Source organism: Gammaproteobacteria bacterium (assembly GCA_029880545.1).
GTDB lineage: Bacteria > Pseudomonadota > Gammaproteobacteria > Acidiferrobacterales > SZUA-150 > JAOUOD01.
Map to the genome: position 1 here is coordinate 89,933 of JAOUOD010000010.1, position 18,980 is coordinate 108,912.

Sequence of the window (18,980 nt, forward strand, 5' to 3'; positions counted from 1 at the left end):
TGATGCCTCATGCCTGTGGATTTCGCTCAAACTCGCCGCTCTTGAGCCTGGCAAGATACTCATGCAATGAATCCCTGACCTTGTTATGCAGCACATACAGCGCCAATACATTGGGGAATGCCATGGACAACAACATCAAGTCACTGAAATCAAGGATATTGGTGGCGCTGGTAACAGACCCAATCACAACGAACAAGACGAACATGATCCGGTAGGCCAATGACGCCTTCTCACCGAACATGAACGTCCAGCAACGTTCGCCGTAATACGACCAGGAGATCATCGTACTGTAGGCAAACAACACAACCGAAAGACTCAGAACAATCGGGAACCAGCTGATCACCGAACCAAACGCCACCGATGTCAGCGCTGCACCCTGGTTCTGCTGGACAAAGTGTGCGTACTCGGGAGCCTGGTAGACACCGGTAAGAATAATTACCAGCGCGGTCATGGTACAAATGATAACGGTATCAATAAATGGCTCCAGCAGCGCCACAATACCTTGACGAACCGGGTAGGCGGTTCTGGCAGCTGAGTGGGCGATAGCGGCAGAGCCGACACCTGCCTCGCTGGAAAACGCGGCACGCTTGAAGCCCTGGACCATAACACCAATGAATCCACCGAAACCGGCTTCAAAGGTGAAGGCCTTGCTGACAATCAAGCTGATAGCCGCTGGTATTTCCGCGGCATGGACCACCACAATCCACAAGCAGGCAAGCAGATACACGACAACCATCAATGGCACGATGGCTTCCGCGACATGGGCGATGCGTCGCAGGCCACCGATAATTACCACCGCTACGAATGTAGCCATGATGACACCAAACGCCCAGGGCTGTTCAGCAAAAAACGGTACCTGTTGCTTGACCGCGGTAAGCGCCTGGCTGACCTGGAACGCGTTACCGCCACCCAGTGAGCCGCCAATACACAACACGCAGAACAGGATAGCCAACACCTTGCCCGTGCGAGTCCAGCCAATTTCGGCAAAACCACGGGTCAGGTACTCCATGGCACCACCCATGATGTGACCGTCCGGGCGAACTTCGCGGTACATTTGCGCAAGACTGGCTTCGGTAAACTTGGCGGTCATGCCAAACAGGCCGGCAACAATCATCCAGAACGTTGCGCCAGGGCCGCCAACACTGACGGCAATGGCAACGCCGGCGATATTGCCAAGACCTACTGTTGCCGATAACGCCGTGGTCAGTGCCTGGAATGGCGAGACCTCGCCCTCGGCGCCCGGAACACGATACTTGCCGCGGATAATGCCAATGGAATGCCCCAGGACGCGAAAGTTGATAAAGCCCATGCGAACGGTCAGAAAGACAGCGCCCACGACAAGCCAGGCAACAATAAACGGAAAGTTGGCGCCCTCAACAAAAAACAGCACATCAAAAAAGAATACAGCGGCCAGGTAGCCATTCAATATGCCGAACCAGTCATTGAGGGTGCTGGTTGCGGTACCGGTCTCGGCAGCAAATGCAGGCGTCGTCATCAACGCTGTCATTAGCAGCATTGGTATCCAAAATAAGCCACTGATCATTTTCTGATGCATCGATATCCTCCAGCCTGGTTTGCAGTCATTATTTTTCAAATTGTTCGACAACAACGGCAAGCCACAGGCCCGCCTCATTATCTTTTTGCCTGATTCTAAGGGATGAGCAACTTGCGTCCAACCGGCAACTGGGTTCCGGTCAGGTTATTGGCAAATCGCAACGTATCCACATGAACATTATATTTTCTGGCAATACTGGACAGCGAGTCACCACGCCTGACAATGTGTTCCTTGTGCCTGCCTGTTTTCTTTATAACCGCAGCATTTTCGCTTGCTGCTTCACGGGCTGAATTTGGTATAAAATTATTTCGCGCAAGAAATCGCTTGATACCGCGCAAGATTCCTTCTGCCATGCTGCGCTGGAAATCCCTGCTGCGCAACTTCTTCTCTTCTATCGGATTGGAAATAAATGCGGTTTCGACAAGAATTGATGGCGTTGCTGCAGCATTCAGCACCATAAATCCTGCATGACCAACCGTTCTCCGATGAAGCTTATTGACTTTGCCGATTTCCGCTAACACATCTTCACCGAATTCCCGGCTGAACGGCATATTTTTCGACATGGATAAATCATAGAGCACGAGTTGAGTCATCGGGTCTTTAATTTCTTCTGCCACGTAACCGCCGGCAACATCGGCCGCATTTTCACTGTTTGCCAGCATGCGGGAAATGGTATCTGATGCTCCTTTCTGGGAAAGCACATAGACAGAAGCACCACGTGCTCGTTTACCGGGAACTGCATCAGCATGAATCGAGACAAATAAATCAGCTTTCGTGTCTTTGGCATACCGGTGTCGAGGAGCGAGACCCACGTAGTAATCACCATCGCGCGTCATCACCGCCTGCATGTTTGGTGTGGCATCGATTTTTTTCTGCAATTCCCGGGCAATAGCCAGCACAACATCCTTTTCCCGGGTACGATAGTATTTGCCGATAGCTCCCGGATCTTCGCCACCATGCCCGGCATCAATGGCGATCACCCAAGGGAATGAATCATTGGCTTTCCGAATTTGCGGTGCCTGTTTGGGCTTTGGTTTCTGTTCAGATGCCTCTTGCTCAAACAAATCGATGACTAGTCGGTGACCAAATTGCCCGCCTGGCTGCAACAAGAACGTCTTTGGTCTTACCTTGCGCTTCAGATCAAACACGACGCGCAAGCCATCACCCTGCCGGCCACTGCGAATCTGGCTCAGCGGAGCATCTTCAGGAAACTGTTCGGGAAAATTTGCGCCCAGCCGGGTCTCATCGAGATCAACAACCAACCTGTCCGGACCGCTCAGGCTGAACAAACGGTGTTCCACCTTTCCGGAAACATCCAGCACCACGCGCAAATGATCCGGTGCCTGGTAGGTTCGGATATCACGGATTTGTACCGACGCCTGAGCGGGCAGCGACAACGGCAACAACAGAAGAATCAGGAACAATTTAAGCACTGCGCCTGAAACCGGGTGAATGCGTGTTTGCCTGCAGGTGTATGCGCTTCCCACGTAATCGAACGTCCATCTTGGGTTCGGGCCAGTATAATATCTGCGTCCGCAGGCGGCAAAACTCCAGCCCCTTTTTCCGGCCATTCGACCAGCACCAATGACGCCTGGTCAAAGAAATCCCGTATACCCATAAATTCGAGTTCTTCCGGCTGTTTCAACCGATACAAATCAAAATGGAAAATAGCCCGTCCGCCCAATTCATACGGCTCGACCAGCGAGAACGTCGGGCTCTTGGCCGAACCTGTGTGTCCGAGACCTTTCAGAATACCCTGTACCAGTGTCGTTTTACCCGCCCCCAATGCGCCGCGCAGGCTCACCAGGCGAACCTCTTCCAGGCACGTCGCCAAACAAGATCCCAGCGTCTCCATGGCCTCGGCAGTGGTGATCACGATTTCTTCGTTTTCAGGCATATCGGTAACCTGCTTCGGGCAAGGCTTCCACCAGGTCGCCGGCGGTTTGACCCACGCCTCTGCCGCGGCCTGTTAACCAGTCTGAGGTCGCTGCATGCCAAACCGCGCCCAAAGCCGCCGCTCCTGGCAACGCAAGACCTTGGGCCACCAGGGCGCCTATCACGCCCGCCAATACATCGCCTGTCCCGCCGGTAGCCAGGGCGGCGCTGCCGCCGTGGATCAGCCCTGACCGGTTCGATGTCTCCGCTGAAACGATCGTTCCTGCGCCTTTTAGTACGCAGGCACCGCCATATTGTTCGCAAACAGCTTCGGCAGCCCTGAGGCGATCGGATTCGATGCCAGCGATACTCGTGCCCAGCAGGCGCGCCGCCTCACCCGGATGAGGTGTCAGAATCCAGTTGCCCCGTCTTTGCGGGTTTTCAGCCAGCAGGGTTAACGCATCCGCATCCACTATCAGCGGCAAGTCACTATCCACCAGCCTTGCAAACTGTTCGAGCGCTGCACCATCAAGCCCAAGACCGGGACCAATCACCGCGACACTTGCCCGTTGCAGAGCCGCCTGGAGCAAATCCTTGCGATTCCACGGTACAACCATGTACTCGGCGGCGGCTGCCGAGACGGCGACAACCGTGTCGGGATGAGTAACAACTGTGGCCAGGCCTGCCCCGGCACGCACTGCCGATCGCCCGGCGAGGCTGGCCGCCCCGCTAAAACCCGGAGATCCTGCCACCACCAGGACATGGCCGTGACGGGTCTTGTAGTCCGATGGGCGTCGTTTCGGCAAATCCACCAGCCGGGACGAATCCAGTCGCTCAGCTACACCATCAACCGTCGAGTACACCGCCGACGGTATATCGAGATCAGTGAAGTGAACCTCTCCCGTATAATCCACTGCTGCCCCGGTAAGCAGGCCGGTATTCAGGCCGATAAAACTCAGGGTACAGGCCGCCTTTACCGCCGCGCCCATAACTGAACCGGTATCCGCGTTAATTCCGCTGGGGATATCCAACGACAACACCGGGCGTCCGCAAGCATTGATTCTCCTTATTGCCTCCAGCCATTCCCCGGACACGGCGCGATCAATGCCGGTACCCAGCAATGCATCGACGACAACGTCTGCGTCCCAGTTCGCATCGGCAACAGTCGACAGACTGATCGCATCTTCTTCGAGAGCCGCGCGACAGGCGATTGCTGCTTCGTTTTGCAGTTGCTCCGGGTTTACCAGGGTAATAACTTGCACCTGGAAACCGGCAAAACCCGCCAACCGTGCAACTACCCAGCCATCACCAGCATTGTTCCCGGCACCACACAATACGAGCAACCGGCGTGCCCGCGGCCAACGAAAACGCAATAACGAAAACGCTGCCCGGCCCGCGCGTCGCATCAATTCGTAGCCTGTGATACCCGAGGCAATAGCCAGGCGATCCAGCTCCCGGGTTTGCTCAGCACGATACAATTGACATGGCAGGGATTGGCTGGCTTTATAGTTCATGCCGCTATGATAGTCAGATATCGGCCCCAAACAAAAGCTCGGAACAGGGACCGATGCCCATGGCAAACAAGTTGTCAGCAGAACAACTGATTCAACTCAAGACCGATCTTGCCGAACGCGCCCTTGAACTGGGGTTCGACATGTTCGGTATTTCCGATACCAGCCTGGAGCAAACAGGTCAGCAGCACCAGCAATGGCTGGCCAGGCATTTCCACGGCGACATGGACTACATGCACAAACACGGCAGCAAGCGCTGGCGACCCGCCGAACTGGTACCCGGTACCTTGTCGGTTATCAGCGTGGCAATGAACTATCAGCCCGACGCCAGAGCCGCTGACGAAGTACTGACTGATAACAGTCTCGCCTATATTTCACGTTATGCACTGGGTCGCGACTATCACAAGCTGGTACGCAACAGGCTGCAAAAACTCGCAAAATTTGCCGAGCAACAGGCAGGCCCATATGGCTATCGCGTATTTTGTGACAGCGCCCCGATTATGGAAAAACCTCTCGCTGCAAAGGCCGGAATCGGCTGGACCGGTAAACACAGCAACCTGCTCAACCGGCAACATGGTTCATGGTTCTTCCTGGGAGAGATATATACTGACATGGAATTACCTGCTGATGCTGCTGTCACCGGTCATTGCGGTAACTGTACCAGCTGTATTGATGCCTGCCCCACCGCAGCAATTGTCGAACCCTATGTAGTCGATGCCCGGCTGTGCATTTCCTACCTGACTATTGAATACAAGGGTTCAATACCGGAATCACTAAGACCGCTTGTCGGTAACCGCATTTATGGTTGCGATGACTGCCAGCTCGTTTGCCCGTGGAACCGCTTTGCCGGTACCAGTCCGGAGGCTGACTTCAAGCCACGTCACAATCTTGATAACATCAGCCTGCTCGAACTGTTTTCGTGGAACGAAGCGAAGTTTCTATCACGCACAGAGGGATCGGCGATCAGGCGCATTGGCTACGAGCAATGGAAACGGAATATTGCCATAGCCCTGGGAAACGGTGACTACAACCCGGAAACGGTGCAGGCACTGAGAACGTGTATCAGCGATTCGGGCAGCAGGCTTGTTGCCGAACACTGCCAGTGGGCACTGGACCGACTTGCCGGAAAACAATGACACAACAACCCGAAAGGCTGCCTATCATGATTCGAACCGGAACATACATGCATTACCTGCTACTGCTTTTGGTATTTGCAGTTCCCAATATCGTTCTCGCCACCAATGAATACGCCAGGGAAAACTACAACGAAGCCCAGAACCTCAAGCGCGCAAACCGGTTTGAAGAAGCGCGCCAGGTATTCAACATCGTTGCCGACATGGACGATGCTGACGCCTCCAGCTGGGCCGAACTGGCAGCTGACGAGCTTCGCTACGGCCTGCTCATGCACGAGGTCAATCACCTGATCCTGAAGTTTGGCCGGAGCGCCCATTCAAGTGACAAGCAGGCCCAGTACCGGCAACTGGCCGAAAACAAGCTTAACGAAATCATTGATCTTAACGGTGACAACGTACAACGCGTGACTGAAGCGCAATCAAAGCTTGATCAGCTCAATGTATCCGGGGCCTATGTTGAACAGGCCAGGTCTGCCAATACCCTGGCATCACTGTCTCCAATCCGGTTGAGTATCCAGCTGTATTATCAATCCAGAGGACAATGGCCTGATCAACGCTGGCTCGCCGCCGAGCTCAAGGAATTGCTAGATCGTGCGCACATCAGTGACAGCCAGGTACTGATCAAGCGCTACTGGAGAAACCAGGACAAGGATTACAGGCTGATCCTGCTTGATCGGGTGAGCAACGAAGAATACACCATTACCGGTGATGCTACCGGCTCGCGCATTCAATCGAGTAATTAAAAGATACCCGGAATCTAATCTTCCAGGCGCAGAAAGTGCTCGCGATAATACCGAAGCTCATCAATGGATTCCTGGATGTCATCCAGGGCCATGTGAGTATTCTTTTTGCTGAACCCATCCAGGATCCCGGGTCGCCAGCGCCTGATTACTTCCTTGAAAGAGCTGACATCCAGGTTACGATAATGGAACCAGGCTTCCAGGTCGGGCATATGCTGCGCCAGGAATCGCCGGTCCTGACAGATCGAATTTCCGCACATGGGTGACTTGCCCTTGGGAACATAGTCTTTCAGGAAATCTATGGTCCGGGCCTGCGCGTCGACTTCCGACAGGTTCGATTCCTTGACCCGCCGGGTTAACCCGGTCCCGCCATGGGTACGGGTATTCCATTCATCCATCGCCTGCAAGACTTCATCTGCTTGATGTATTGCCAAAACCGGTCCCTGTGCAACCACGTTCAGGTTGGCATCTGTCACAATAGTGGCCACTTCAATAATGCGGTCATTGTCCGGGTCCAGGCCGGTCATCTCCAGGTCGATCCAGATCAGCGCATTGGCGTCTTGTGGCATTAGGTCAATCCTTCAGGGTTGCGTTACAATTTGTCGCTGACGAATACCCTATTTCCCCGCAGGAATCAAACAGTAGATGAACACATTGACAATAATTTTCATTGCCGCGGTAGTCCTGAACCTGTTGGTCAAGGCCTGGCTAAGTTACCGCCAGGTACATCACGTATCCGCACACAGGAATGAAGTACCCGAGACCTTTGCTGCGCAGATTAGCGCAGAACAGCACCAAAAAGCTGCGGACTACACTGTTGCCAAGTCTCGCTTCTCGGTTATAGATGATCTATACGGAAGCCTGTTGTTGCTGGGCTGGACTATCGGTGGCGGGCTGGCCATTATTGATTCCTTGTGGCTGAAAACCGGCTGGTCGTCACTGGCGACGGGAACAGCGGTTTTGCTAAGCATGTTTGTTATTGGCAGCGTACTGGAATTGCCGGTGAGCTTCTATCGCACATTTGCCATTGAACAGCGCTTCGGGTTTAACACCATGACACGAAAGCTGTTTGCCTCTGACTTTGTCAAGCAGTCCATTCTGCTGCTGTTACTGGGCACCCCTTTGGCGCTGGCTGCACTCTGGCTCATGAACAATATGGGTGACTTGTGGTGGCTCTATGTCTGGTTACTTTGGTCAGGTTTCAGCCTGCTCATGTTGTGGCTGTATCCTACTGTCATAGCACCGATGTTCAACAAATTCAGACCATTGGAAGACGACGCAGTCAGAAAGCATATTGAAAACCTCCTGGATCGCACCGGCTTTGCCAGTCGCGGCATTTTTGTTATGGACGGTTCAAGGCGCTCTACTCATGGAAACGCCTATTTCACCGGGTTTGGCAATAACAAGCGCATCGTCTTCTTTGACACCTTGCTCGAACACCTGAGCGCGAGCGAGATTGAAGCGGTGCTGGCCCATGAACTTGGACATTTTCGACACAAGCACGTGTTAAAGAGAATCATCCTGATTTTCAGCATGAGCCTGGCCGGGCTGGCGCTGCTCGGCTGGCTGGCCCAGCAAACCTGGTTCTACCGGGGACTTGGCGTCGACCAGCCTTCGTATCACATGGCATTGGTCTTGTTTATGCTCGCCGGCCCGGTATTCACGTTCCTGCTGAGCCCGTTATTCTCCTGGGGATCGCGCAAACATGAATTTGAAGCTGACCGTTATGCTGCGCAACACGCTAACTCTGATGAGCTGGTGTCGGCACTGGTCAAGCTGTATCGGGAAAACGCATCGACCCTGACGCCGGACCCGGTTAACTCATTGTTTTATGACAGCCACCCGCCCGCCGCCGTCCGGATCGCGCATTTACAGGCTCAACAAACTTGAAATAAACAGAATCTAACTACCCGGAGACGCCCTTTATGAAGAGTTATTCAGCCATTCTGTTGATGCTGCTTCCAGTGCTTTCGACCCAACTGGTTGCGGAAGAAATACGTTTTGGTGACAAAACCCGCGGCCAGCAACTGCACCAGAAACATTGTACCAGCTGCCACAATTCAGACGTCTACACGCGCGAAAATCGTAAAATCAACAGCTATGACAGCCTGATCCACCGTGTCGGCATTTGTGCTAGTCAGCTAGACATCAAAATTGATGCCGCTCAGCAGCATGACATTGCTCAGTATCTTGCCGAGAGTTTTTACCGGTTCCGGGACTGAACCGGGATCATCTGTCCGGCCCGTGCCGCCTAGCCGCTTCGGGCCGGTTTTCGACCTCCCCGTTTCAAACCCGACGAACACCAAAGAAAAATTTTTGCTACACTTGACGCAGTATCAGGCCTGCGGGGAGCCGGGCTCGATGGTGAGCACATCCCAGTTAATACCGCTAGTTGATTAAACCCGGGTCCACACCGGGTAAAAACGGGAAAGTATCAAATTTATTTTTTGGAGATCATAGACCATGTTTCGGACGGTTATTACTACCGCTTTTTTGTTGTTAGTCACCATTTTATCGCCGGCGAGAGCCAATGAACTGGAAGCCCAGGCCTTCCGCGAATACCTGGCCGAAGCCAAGGCAGGCGACCCTACCGCCCAGTTCGTGGTTGCCAGACGCTACGAAAAGGGGCTGGGAACAGAGCAAAGCTCTGATAAAGCCATGCACTGGTACAAACAGGCGGCCGACAATGGTCACCCGCTTGCCAAACTTTTTGTTGAGCGTCGACAGGCAGCCGACCAGCCGAAACCAGAACCGAAACCCGAGCCAGCCAGGATAGCCAAACCCGAACCAAAGCCCAAGCCTGCGCCTGTCAAACCGAAAAAAGCAAAACCGGTCCCGGTGGCCAGGACCTATGACACCGAGCAAGTCATCAGTTCTGGCAACTGGCTGACCGGCAAGCAACCGGTAGGATTTTTGCCCTCAATTCGCAGCAGTTGCCTGCCAAGTTCTGATGAGCTCATCTGCTTTTCGGAAAAATTCAGACATACAGTTAACAACCAGGAACTGGTCTACACCATCAAGTCCACGGTGAACAACTTTCAACCCGATGGCAGCTTTTCGGTGAAATACGTTTACAACGTTCTTGATATCAACAAGGCCGGTGGCGAACGATCCTATGCGCCAAAAATTGCAGCGAAAGAAGGCTGGCAGGAGCCGGGTATCAGCTTTCAGTGCAGACTGAATGACAACAACGCCGCCGTCTGCAAAGGCAGCGCCGGAACTGTAACGGTTACACAATAAACCATCAAATGGGGGATGCGTCTGAAAAGGCGCGGGATACAAACAATACCATCCGAAAGAGATGATTGGGGATAAACATGTTTGAGTACTTGCATACCAGGCTTCCGAAAATACTGCTGATCACTGTCGGACTCGCCTGCTTCACGACTAGCGCCGTGGCCGAAGACCAGCTTGACGAGGTTTCACAAAGCCTGTTCAAGGCGCAACTGGAACAGGCCAAACAAGGTTCAGTACAAGGCCAGTATTATGTTGGCGAAATGTACGAACAAGGTCTCGGTACACCGCAAAACATGGACAAGGCCCGGGAGTGGTACAAAAAGTCTGCCGCGCAGGGATTCGGTGCCGCCAAGAACAAGCTGAGGCAGCTGGAACGCGACAAACTTCGAAAGATTGAGGCGCGCGAAGAACAAAAACGCAGGCAAGAAGCTGAAACGCGCCGGGCCGAATTGAGAAAACAGCTACAGGAAGAAGAAACCCGAAAGGCTGCCGAAAAAGCGCGTAAACCAAAACCTGCAAAACCGGTTCCGGTAGCCAAGCCGGCTGAACCAGCTGTCCAGCCCCAGACCAAGCCCAAGACTCCGGAACCCGCACAGGATACAAAAAAGGATGACACAGGATTCAGTGCCGATCCTTGCAAGGGACCGAAGGCAAAGTTCATGTCCATGTGCAAATAACGCGATTGTTGACAGTCGATCGCTGCAAACAAAAAAGCCGGCCCACAGGCCGGCTTTTTTGTTCCTGCATGAGAACCGCTCAAGGGATGATCAGCAACAACTTGACACTCTTGTCCATGGATTTGCCGTTGATATACCCGATAGAACCGGGGTTCGATGATACCCACTGCTTGACCTCTGCATCACTACCCAGTTGTCTTGGTGGCTTTCCGCGACCACTGAAACGACGCGTTGACCAATGCCTGTCGAAATCCTGTTCGGACTTGTCCAGCATGGTCTTGAAGAACTTCTTGCGAACCTGGGCACCATCCGCGTGATCTACGGGCTGACCCTGGACACCGTCCCCGTACGTACTGGAATTACCGAGATAAATATTGGCTATCTCATCCTTGGTAATCCCGATTCCCTTGCCATCAACGGATGTAATCACCGCGATACTGTCTGCAGACGCCGCCCCTGCCGCCAGGAACAAGGCCGAAGCTGCAACTATCATTTTCAATTTTTTCATTGGATACAATTCCTGTGAATTCGTTCAGAGCTCTAGAAAATTACGTCAATTGCCATGCTGTACAAATTCACGCTTTCACTCGGGTCTTCGAGAGCCGGGTTGTTCGGATCACTGACAAACAAGCCACGTGTGCCTTTGCCCGGAGTTGCTTGCTGAACATCAAACTTGAATGCCGCACCTGAGCCAAGCTCATAGCGAACACCCAGGGTATGCGACCGCTGCAACAGCGGAACACCCGGCATTGGATAATCAACGCTTGGGGTCGTCGGGTTATCATTGTCCGCCAGGCTCGCACGTGTGTAGTGGATCATGGTCGGACCAAAGCGATAACCCAGGGTGGCGTAATAGCCTTTCTGATTCGGGAACGCAGCATTGGCCAGGCCTTCTACATCACGCTTGAAGTATTCTGAATAGAAAACAATATTTTTCCAGTCCGCTGTAATACCGGCACTGGTATATGCACCCTTGTCGCCATCAACACCAAACTCTTTCTGGTACACACTGGTACTGAAGTGGCCGGCGCGAATGGTAAAATACGGATTGCTCAGCGCGATATTGATACCGCCCATCTGCTTGGTGGAGAACTGGATGTAATGAACTGACCCGGGCGCTGGTTGTGCTGCCGCCATGGCTTCTGCTGCACCCTGGCTAAATCCCATACCCATGAAAAACGCGACCCAATCAGCAAACGGCCTCATGGTTTCCTGAGGCTGAACCGCCCAGGTATCGTGATTTCCACCGGCATAAGGCTGGATCAACAAGCTGTTGTTACCAAAGTTGAAGCGAATTAACGCATCAATACCTTCAATGGCGGTGATCGGGTTGGTGCTGTACACCTCCTGGGGCGGCCTCACCCAGGGATAGGCATATCCCACTTCGTAATAGTCCGAAATCAGGTAGGAAGTCAGCTTGATCTTGCCAGCCCGGATACTGGTGTTATTTGTCGGCTTGTAGGTCGCGAACGCCCAGTCAGCGTTAACATTGAAGTTTCCGGATGGATCGCCACCCTTGGACAGCAATTGCCCGGTCACGCTGACTTGTGGATTTACCTCTGCCGAGATCTGGATACCAAGACGGCTCAATGTCAGGGCATCTGTAGAGTCGTCATAGGTGCCGTCATAGGATTTGACCTCGGAATCACCATAGGTGGCGCCCGCTGTCACAAATCCGCTGATATCGGTCTCGGCTAAAGCAGTTTGCGAAAAAACACCTGCCACCAACATTGATGACAAAGCCAGAAAACGTTTCATTTATTTCTCCCTCAGAATCGTGCAGGCGGCCGTGCATCCCGTGCCAAAAAGACGGAACCGGACGTTTACCATAAACTAGATTTACCCCTCAGAAACACCCTATCTCCTCGGGGAGACCCGAAATATAGCTGATTGTCGATGTTTTTCAATGCCAACAGATGATGTACGACGCTATCCAGCCAGTCATGCCCATAATTTGAAGCAATTCGGATGTTCTCACACATGTCAATTCATGCCCAAATACCGGCCAGACTGTCAATCCTAAATTGCGAGCAACATCGAAACAAGAAACCTACGCCAGGAATTTTGCTGCTGGATCAGTCCGTAGTCGTAGTAACGGTAGTCGCAGGCACCACCTTAAGGACAACCCCGTCGACACCAACTACCTGGATCTTTGCACCCGACGGCAGGTCGGAACCGGATATTTTCCAGGTCGAATCATCCACGCGAATCTTTCCATAACCGTTTACTATGGGCTCATTTAGCGCAAAAACCCGGCCAACGTAGTGATGGCCACGTCGATTCAGTTCCGGCGCATCAGTATGGATCGGATGGCGCCGCAGGAAATTCCGGCCGCCGACCACGGTGACGACAGAAAGCACGGCGAACACGGTCAACTGCCATTCCCAGGTCGTCCCCGGTATCAGCCACAGCAATGCCCCTACCAGCCCGGCCGACAACCCGATCCAGAGAAAAAAGGCTCCCGGTGCAAACAGTTCGAGCACTATTAGCACGACGGCGAGTATCCACCAATGCCAAAACTCTACCAGTGAAGCCCATTCCATACTCACACTCCTCGCGTTTCAGCTGCCCGTTGGCTTGTTGAAGGCTTCCTTGGCAAGTTCGCTTATTCCGCCAATTGCGCCAATTACATTGCTTGCCTCAAGCGGCATGAACAAAATCTTTTCATTCGGTGACTTGGCGATATCCCGCAGCGCATCAACATACTTTGTTGCCACAAAATAGTTTATAGCCTGTACGTTCCCGGTCGAAATAGCGGCTGAAACATCCCGGGTTGCCTTGGCTTCAGCCTCGGCAGAGCGTTCACGCGCTTCGGCATCCCTGAATGCCGCCTCCTTTCTGCCTTCTGCTTCCAGAATCATTGCCTGTTTTTCGCCATCTGCCTTGAGTATATCTGACTGGCGTTTGCCTTCAGCTTCCAGGATTGAGGCACGCTTCTCACGCTCGGCTTTCATTTGCCTGGCCATGGCATCCACCAGGTCGCGCGGCGGCGTAATATCCTTGATTTCGATTCGCGTAACCTTGACACCCCAAGGCATGGTCGCTTCGTCAACAACTATCAGCAGCCGTGCGTTAATATCGTCACGCTTGGACAATAACTCGTCCAGGTCCATGGAGCCCATCACCGTACGAATATTCGTGGTAACCAGGTTCAGAATGGCGCGCGCAAGCTGGTTTACTTCGTAGGCAGCCTTGGCAGCATCAAGCACCTGGAAGAAAACAACGCCATCCACTTCAACCATGGCATTGTCCTTGGTGATCACTTCCTGAGAGGGTACATCGAGAACGGTTTCCATCATGCTGATCCTGGCGCCAATGCGATCAATGACAGGGACAATCAGGTGAAGCCCCGGTGACAGTGTTCGCGTATAACGTCCGAACCGTTCAACTGTATATTCCATACCCTGTGGCACAGTTTTGACGCCCATAAAAACAAATGAAATAGCCAGGATGACCAATACATACACAAACAACAACGCTGCACTCAACTCAAACATAGACACTCCTTTCTTCCATTGGGCGCGGAATCACAGGTTACCGGCAAACCATCCCGGATTCGGCTGATTTATTGTCCAGATAAAGTTATGGGGCCACAAGGCCCCACAATCAAGAAATATTTTTTATACCGCCCGTATCAGTGACTTGCAGGGGTTTTTGTCTCGATGGTTTTCAGGGACCAGCCGTGCAATTCGTTCTTCTCGTTAAAACCAAGTCTGTACTCATTTATCTGATTCGGGTTAGAGGTAATTTTCTGATATATCCACTGCCCCGAATCCTTGGCACTGGGTTCTCCCAGTAAAACAGCCACCTGGGAAGGCTTCATTCCCTGCCTGAGCAAGTTTACACGCTGACCGAATGACAACCTCTTTTCTGTGCCTTGCGCTGAAGGCACGGGCCCAACTGATGCCATTGATCGCTGGGTCAGTGCCACGGCCTGCTCGTCAGCATTGGCGGCTGCTTTTGCCAGTGCCATCTCGGTAGGTGATGATACATCTGCTTGACCGGGGTTCTCAGCGCCCGCAGCGCTGGCAACGTTTGCTGCCGGATCGGTGACCGGTTGAACAGTTTGAGCAGGCGATAGCCGGGCAGTTTGTACCGGCTCAGCAGAATCCGGAATTCCAAGACCATTAATTCTCTGGTTCAAAAAAGCGACCATGCCCACGGCGACCACCATTGAGGCAGCAATAGATGCGGGTACCTGCCATGAACGCTTGCCATGCCTGCCACTACGCGGACCGCTGCTTGTCGCCCTGCGTGCGGCGGCAAGAATGGCGTTATCTACCGCTTCTGTCGGCAGTTCATTGCCAAAACCGGCATACGCGTGGGACAGTGCTGAACCACCCTCTAGATAGCTGTCAAATTGACGGTCGCTGTGCATCATTCTTCTTCCTCCAGACCTTCGAGCATCTTGCGCAACTTTGCTACTGCGTAGCGCAATCGGCTCTTGGCTGTTTCACGATTTACCCCTGTAGCTTCAGCAATCTCATCGAGACTCATGCCCGCCTCTTCCCGCATCAGGAATGCTTCCTTCTGGGCTTCCGGCAATGTATCAATGGCCTGCTTCAGCTCTTCCATCTTGAATTGACGCTCGACAACCTGGTCGGGTTCGTGCGTCGCATCTTCCGGCATTTGCTCCCAAAGCGACTCACCATCTTCATCGACAAAGGAGTTGGCCAGTTCCGGGCTTTTGCGCCGGTAATAATCAATCAGGCGATTATGGGCCATGTGGTACAGGTAGGTCGTAAATTTCGCCCTCACCTCGTACCGGTCCTTGGCCCGGATAAGTTTCATCCAGACATCCTGGTACAACTCTTCCGCCAACGGCGCGCTACCCGTCTGCCTGATAAAGTAACGATACAGCCCCGGGCGATGACGCCTGTACAATTCATCAAATGCAGCGGCGTCACCATCGCGAAACCGCAGCATCAAATCCTCATCGCTCTCCTGATTTTTCATTTGTCTTAACGCGATGCTGCCAAACGGGGGTTAAAACGTGGCACCGCTTTTACTCCATTTTTATTTTGTAATCGTGTTATTAACTATACATCACGACGCCCGGAAAAGGCACGTGAGAGCGTATTGCGGTCGATGTACTCCAGTTCACCGCCAACTGGTACACCATAGGCGATACGGGTTGCCCTGATACCGCGAGACTGAACCAGTTCACCGACAAAATGCGCCGTTGCCTCGCCTTCCACGGTCAGGTTTGTTGCCAGCACAACTTCCTGGATACCGCCACTATCGAGCAGCGCCTCCAGCCGGTCCATGCCAAGCTCATCCGGGCCGATGCCATCAAGTGGTGACAAATGCCCCATGAGTACGAAATATGTACCGTTATAGACACCCGCCTGTTCCAGCGACTGCAAGTCCGTAGGAGTCTCGACAACACATAGCAATGACGGGTCGCGTCTACCGGAACTGCAGATATCGCACAGCGCTGTTTCACTGAGATTGTTGCAACGGTGACAGTGGCCTATGGTGTCAACTGCCTGGATCAGTGCGGCGGCAATTTCCCTCGCGCCGTCCCGGTTTCGCTCCAGCAAATGATAGGTCATGCGGCGTGCGCTTTTCGGACCTACGCCTGGCAATACCCGGAGCGCCTCAATTAGCCGCTGAATGACCCTGGATTCCGACATTCTCTAGAAGGGCAAATTCAATCCGGGAATATTGAGCCCCGCAGTGATGCCTGACATTCTCTCCTGCGTGGCTTGTTCCACTTTCCGGACGGCATCGTTGACAGCGGCTGCCAACAAGTCTTCAAGCATCTCCTTATCATCCTCCATGAGGCCCGGATCAATCTCCACCTTACGTACATCATGACGACAAGTCATGGTCACCTTGACCATGTCACCACCAGCATTGCCTGTCACTTCAATATTTGCCAACTCAGCCTGTGCTTTCTGCAGGTCCTGCTGCATACGCTGGGCCTGTTGCATCATCTTGCCGATTCCACCTTTCATGATAACCTCTTCAAAAAAACTAATGGGTTCGTGGCCTGACCGAACCCGGTTTGATTCGGGCGCCAAATATATCCTGCATTGCCTTGATATTGGGATCGGCAGCGATTGCCGCATCCGCCGCCTGTTGGGCTTCGTCATTTATCCGCAACTGGCGATCCGCGGGTGTCTCTCCCTTTGCTTCGCCAATGCGAATCGACAGCCTGAGCGGTTTACCAAACCGCTCACTAAGCAATTTTTGTAAATCCTGCTCTCGCTCCTTGCTGTACAAGTGCGAGGCATTCACGGCCATAACCAGCTGCGCCATATCTTCAGTCTCCGCAGCCTCCGGTACCGCGTTGGCCAAAACCTGCCCCAATAGCCCACCAATTGACCAGTGATCCAGCCAACGGGCCCAGGTTTCACAATCTACTGGCCAACGGAACAATTCCGGAGCTTGAGCGCACTCCTCCGTCATGGCCTGTGCCAACCCGGTTTCCAGCCCTACACGAGACTGGACTTCAATCTCGGCTGGGAGAGTTTCCGTCTTCGGTGTTACCTTGGCCGCAGTGTTCAACCGGGGCTTGGCAACCGACGCTGGTGGTGCGCCCCGGTCTGCACGAGATATTTCACTCTCCCCGGATCCCGGTGTTCCAACATCGACCAACGTTAGTGGCTTGAATGCCAACATTCTCAGCAGGCTCATTTCCAGCCCGCTTCTAGGATCGGGGGCGAGCGGCAAGTCACGCTTTCCGTGCAAAGCAACCTGGTAAAACAACTGAATGGCTTCGGGAGACAGCGCTTCCGCGTAATCGGCAAGCATGGCGCGATCGGTTTCAGACAATTCAGATAATTGTATATCTGCCTGCAGCATGGCAATGTGGTGCAGAGCGAGGGCCAGGCTGTCGAGCACAGATCGAAAATCACCGCCATGATCCGCCACATCCTTGATTGCAGCCATCAGGCTGGCAGCATCACTCCGCGCCAGAGCGGACAACAATCTTTCTATAATTCCCTGGTCTATAGTGCCGAGCATTTCACGAACAGGATCCGTTTGCAGCACGCCGTTGCCGTACGCTATCGCCTGGTCCAACAAACTCAATCCATCTCGCATGCTGCCGTCAGCGGCACGCGCCAGCAAATCAACAGCCGGGGATTCGTACTGTATCGTTTCCGCCTGCAGAATTTTTTCCATCTGTTGATGAATTTGCCCGATCTCGAGTCGTTTCAATCCAAACTGCAGACATCGAGACAGGATGGTGACCGGCAATTTTTGCGGATCGGTTGTCGCAAGAAGAAACTTCACATGGGCAGGCGGTTCTTCCAGGGTCTTCAGCAGCGCGTTAAAGCTATGACCCGAAAGCATGTGTACTTCGTCGATGAGATAGACCTTGTATCGCCCCCGAGTCGGCGCGTACTGCACATTATCGAGCAGCTCGCGCGTATCATCCACCTTGGTACGGGATGCGGCATCCACTTCGAGCAGGTCTATATATCGCCCGGCATCAACCTCCTGGCAGGTTGAGCATTCGCCACATGGTCTTGACGAAATACCTTGTTCGCAATTGAGTGATTTGGCAAGAATCCTGGCGATAGTGGTTTTACCAACACCGCGGGTACCGGTAAACAGGAATGCATGATGGAGTCGTTGATTGTCCAGTGCATTAACCAGCGGTCGAACAACATGGGATTGACCCACCAGATCTTCAAATGTCCGCGGCCGCCACTTCCGGGCCAGCACTTCGTAACTCAAGCAATCTCCCCCAATTCCTGGAAATCTGGTGGCGGATCCAGCCAGCCTGACCCGGACACCCGATTCGGATGTTGCGGCTGCTTCCTTCCGGACCTGACCGGGTTCACAACCTATCGCCGCCCGGGAGGCCAACCTTCACCGCCAGTGAATCGCGAGTATAACACGCCCCCTTCCAGGCACCATATTTGGAGTCGTCGAACTGTCCTGTAACTTTCATCGAGAGTACGACTCCAGACTTTCTTCCAATCATTAAAAAAGGCTGCCTACAGGCAGCCTTTTTTAATGATTGGCCGGCAGAACCATCGACAATGGTTCAAGCGGGTGTCCGACAGAACACCGAAGGTGGTCTTGGGACCGGAGAGAGGGATTACTCGGGCTGTCGCCCTACCCTTCGGGCCGCCGTTGCACGTACCGTGCGCCGGCGTTCGCCCGCATGTCATGCGGTCGTCGAACCGGCCTATAGCTTTCATCGAGCGTTCGAATACCTGCACACATCACCAATCAAATAAAAAAGACCCCGCAAGGGGGTCTTTTTTATTTGGTCTGGCGGAGAGAGAGGGATT

Annotated in this window: 19 protein-coding genes, 1 other RNA gene and 1 pseudogene; 6 read left to right on the forward strand and 15 right to left on the reverse strand. The window is 53.3% G+C overall.

Annotated elements, in window-relative coordinates:
* Positions 1-7: 7 nt before the first annotated feature.
* From OEZ10_11925 to OEZ10_11940, 4 genes are all read right to left on the reverse strand, one after another.
* Positions 8-1,507, reverse strand: coding sequence for an alanine:cation symporter family protein (locus tag OEZ10_11925; GenBank protein MDH5633688.1), 1,500 nt, complete (start codon positions 1,505-1,507; stop codon positions 8-10).
* Positions 1,508-1,650: 143 nt separating this feature from the next.
* Entirely contained in the window at positions 1,651-2,988 is a 1,338-nt protein-coding gene (locus OEZ10_11930; GenBank protein MDH5633689.1) for an N-acetylmuramoyl-L-alanine amidase, read from the reverse strand.
* On the reverse strand, positions 2,970-3,410 hold the full coding sequence (tsaE, locus tag OEZ10_11935; GenBank protein ID MDH5633690.1) for a tRNA (adenosine(37)-N6)-threonylcarbamoyltransferase complex ATPase subunit type 1 TsaE: 441 nt from the start codon (positions 3,408-3,410) through the stop codon (positions 2,970-2,972). The genes OEZ10_11930 and tsaE overlap by 19 nt, the downstream gene beginning before the upstream one ends.
* Positions 3,411-3,444: 34 nt before the next feature.
* Complete coding sequence (locus OEZ10_11940) at positions 3,445-4,944, reverse strand: NAD(P)H-hydrate dehydratase (GenBank protein ID MDH5633691.1); 1,500 nt, start codon at positions 4,942-4,944, stop codon at positions 3,445-3,447.
* Between the two features lie 59 nt (positions 4,945-5,003).
* Between OEZ10_11940 and queG the strand changes: the two genes are divergently transcribed.
* Positions 5,004-6,077 carry a tRNA epoxyqueuosine(34) reductase QueG gene (gene queG, locus OEZ10_11945; protein ID MDH5633692.1) on the forward strand — a complete coding sequence of 358 codons (1,074 nt, stop codon included), beginning with the start codon at positions 5,004-5,006 and terminating at the stop codon, positions 6,075-6,077.
* Positions 6,074-6,817 carry a hypothetical protein gene (locus OEZ10_11950; protein MDH5633693.1) on the forward strand — a complete coding sequence of 248 codons (744 nt, stop codon included), beginning with the start codon at positions 6,074-6,076 and terminating at the stop codon, positions 6,815-6,817. Before queG ends, OEZ10_11950 begins: the two co-directional genes overlap by 4 nt.
* 14 nt (positions 6,818-6,831) lie before the next feature.
* Here the strand turns inward: OEZ10_11950 and orn are convergent, their stop codons facing one another.
* A complete protein-coding gene (orn, locus tag OEZ10_11955) occupies positions 6,832-7,383 on the reverse strand; it encodes an oligoribonuclease (protein ID MDH5633694.1) in 552 nt (183 codons plus the stop codon).
* 76 nt (positions 7,384-7,459) lie between these two features.
* On the opposite strand from orn, the gene OEZ10_11960 reads away from it, so the two are divergent.
* From OEZ10_11960 to OEZ10_11975, 4 genes and pseudogenes are all read left to right on the forward strand, one after another.
* Entirely contained in the window at positions 7,460-8,704 is a 1,245-nt protein-coding gene (locus OEZ10_11960; protein ID MDH5633695.1) for a M48 family metallopeptidase, read from the forward strand.
* Positions 8,705-8,739: 35 nt separating this feature from the next.
* Positions 8,740-9,036, forward strand: coding sequence for a cytochrome c (locus tag OEZ10_11965; GenBank protein ID MDH5633696.1), 297 nt, complete (start codon positions 8,740-8,742; stop codon positions 9,034-9,036).
* A 241-nt stretch (positions 9,037-9,277) separates the two neighbouring features.
* Positions 9,278-10,054, forward strand: coding sequence for a sel1 repeat family protein (locus tag OEZ10_11970; GenBank protein MDH5633697.1), 777 nt, complete (start codon positions 9,278-9,280; stop codon positions 10,052-10,054).
* A gap of 236 nt (positions 10,055-10,290) precedes the next feature.
* Positions 10,291-10,389, forward strand: a pseudogene (locus OEZ10_11975) (SEL1-like repeat protein).
* A 418-nt stretch (positions 10,390-10,807) separates the two neighbouring features.
* On the opposite strand, the gene OEZ10_11980 reads toward OEZ10_11975, so the two are convergent.
* The 10 genes from OEZ10_11980 to ffs form a co-directional block, all read right to left on the reverse strand.
* Positions 10,808-11,236 carry a hypothetical protein gene (locus OEZ10_11980; protein ID MDH5633698.1) on the reverse strand — a complete coding sequence of 143 codons (429 nt, stop codon included), beginning with the start codon at positions 11,234-11,236 and terminating at the stop codon, positions 10,808-10,810.
* Between the two features lie 32 nt (positions 11,237-11,268).
* Positions 11,269-12,486, reverse strand: a complete 1,218-nt coding sequence (locus OEZ10_11985; protein MDH5633699.1) for a hypothetical protein — start codon at positions 12,484-12,486, stop codon at positions 11,269-11,271.
* Positions 12,487-12,803: 317 nt separating this feature from the next.
* Positions 12,804-13,271, reverse strand: a complete 468-nt coding sequence (locus OEZ10_11990) for an NfeD family protein (GenBank protein MDH5633700.1) — start codon at positions 13,269-13,271, stop codon at positions 12,804-12,806.
* Positions 13,272-13,289: 18 nt separating this feature from the next.
* Positions 13,290-14,225, reverse strand: a complete 936-nt coding sequence (locus OEZ10_11995; protein ID MDH5633701.1) for an SPFH/Band 7/PHB domain protein — start codon at positions 14,223-14,225, stop codon at positions 13,290-13,292.
* 137 nt (positions 14,226-14,362) lie between these two features.
* Positions 14,363-15,109, reverse strand: a complete 747-nt coding sequence (locus OEZ10_12000) for a hypothetical protein (protein MDH5633702.1) — start codon at positions 15,107-15,109, stop codon at positions 14,363-14,365.
* Positions 15,106-15,684, reverse strand: coding sequence for an RNA polymerase sigma factor (locus OEZ10_12005; GenBank protein ID MDH5633703.1), 579 nt, complete (start codon positions 15,682-15,684; stop codon positions 15,106-15,108). Before OEZ10_12005 ends, OEZ10_12000 begins: the two co-directional genes overlap by 4 nt.
* A gap of 83 nt (positions 15,685-15,767) precedes the next feature.
* Positions 15,768-16,364, reverse strand: coding sequence for a recombination mediator RecR (recR, locus tag OEZ10_12010; protein MDH5633704.1), 597 nt, complete (start codon positions 16,362-16,364; stop codon positions 15,768-15,770).
* A gap of 3 nt (positions 16,365-16,367) precedes the next feature.
* On the reverse strand, positions 16,368-16,691 hold the full coding sequence (locus OEZ10_12015) for a YbaB/EbfC family nucleoid-associated protein (protein ID MDH5633705.1): 324 nt from the start codon (positions 16,689-16,691) through the stop codon (positions 16,368-16,370).
* A 16-nt stretch (positions 16,692-16,707) separates the two neighbouring features.
* Positions 16,708-18,417 carry a DNA polymerase III subunit gamma/tau gene (gene dnaX, locus OEZ10_12020; GenBank protein MDH5633706.1) on the reverse strand — a complete coding sequence of 570 codons (1,710 nt, stop codon included), beginning with the start codon at positions 18,415-18,417 and terminating at the stop codon, positions 16,708-16,710.
* A 37-nt stretch (positions 18,418-18,454) separates the two neighbouring features.
* An RNA gene (gene ffs, locus OEZ10_12025) (signal recognition particle sRNA small type) lies at positions 18,455-18,550 on the reverse strand.
* Positions 18,551-18,980 lie beyond the last annotated feature (430 nt).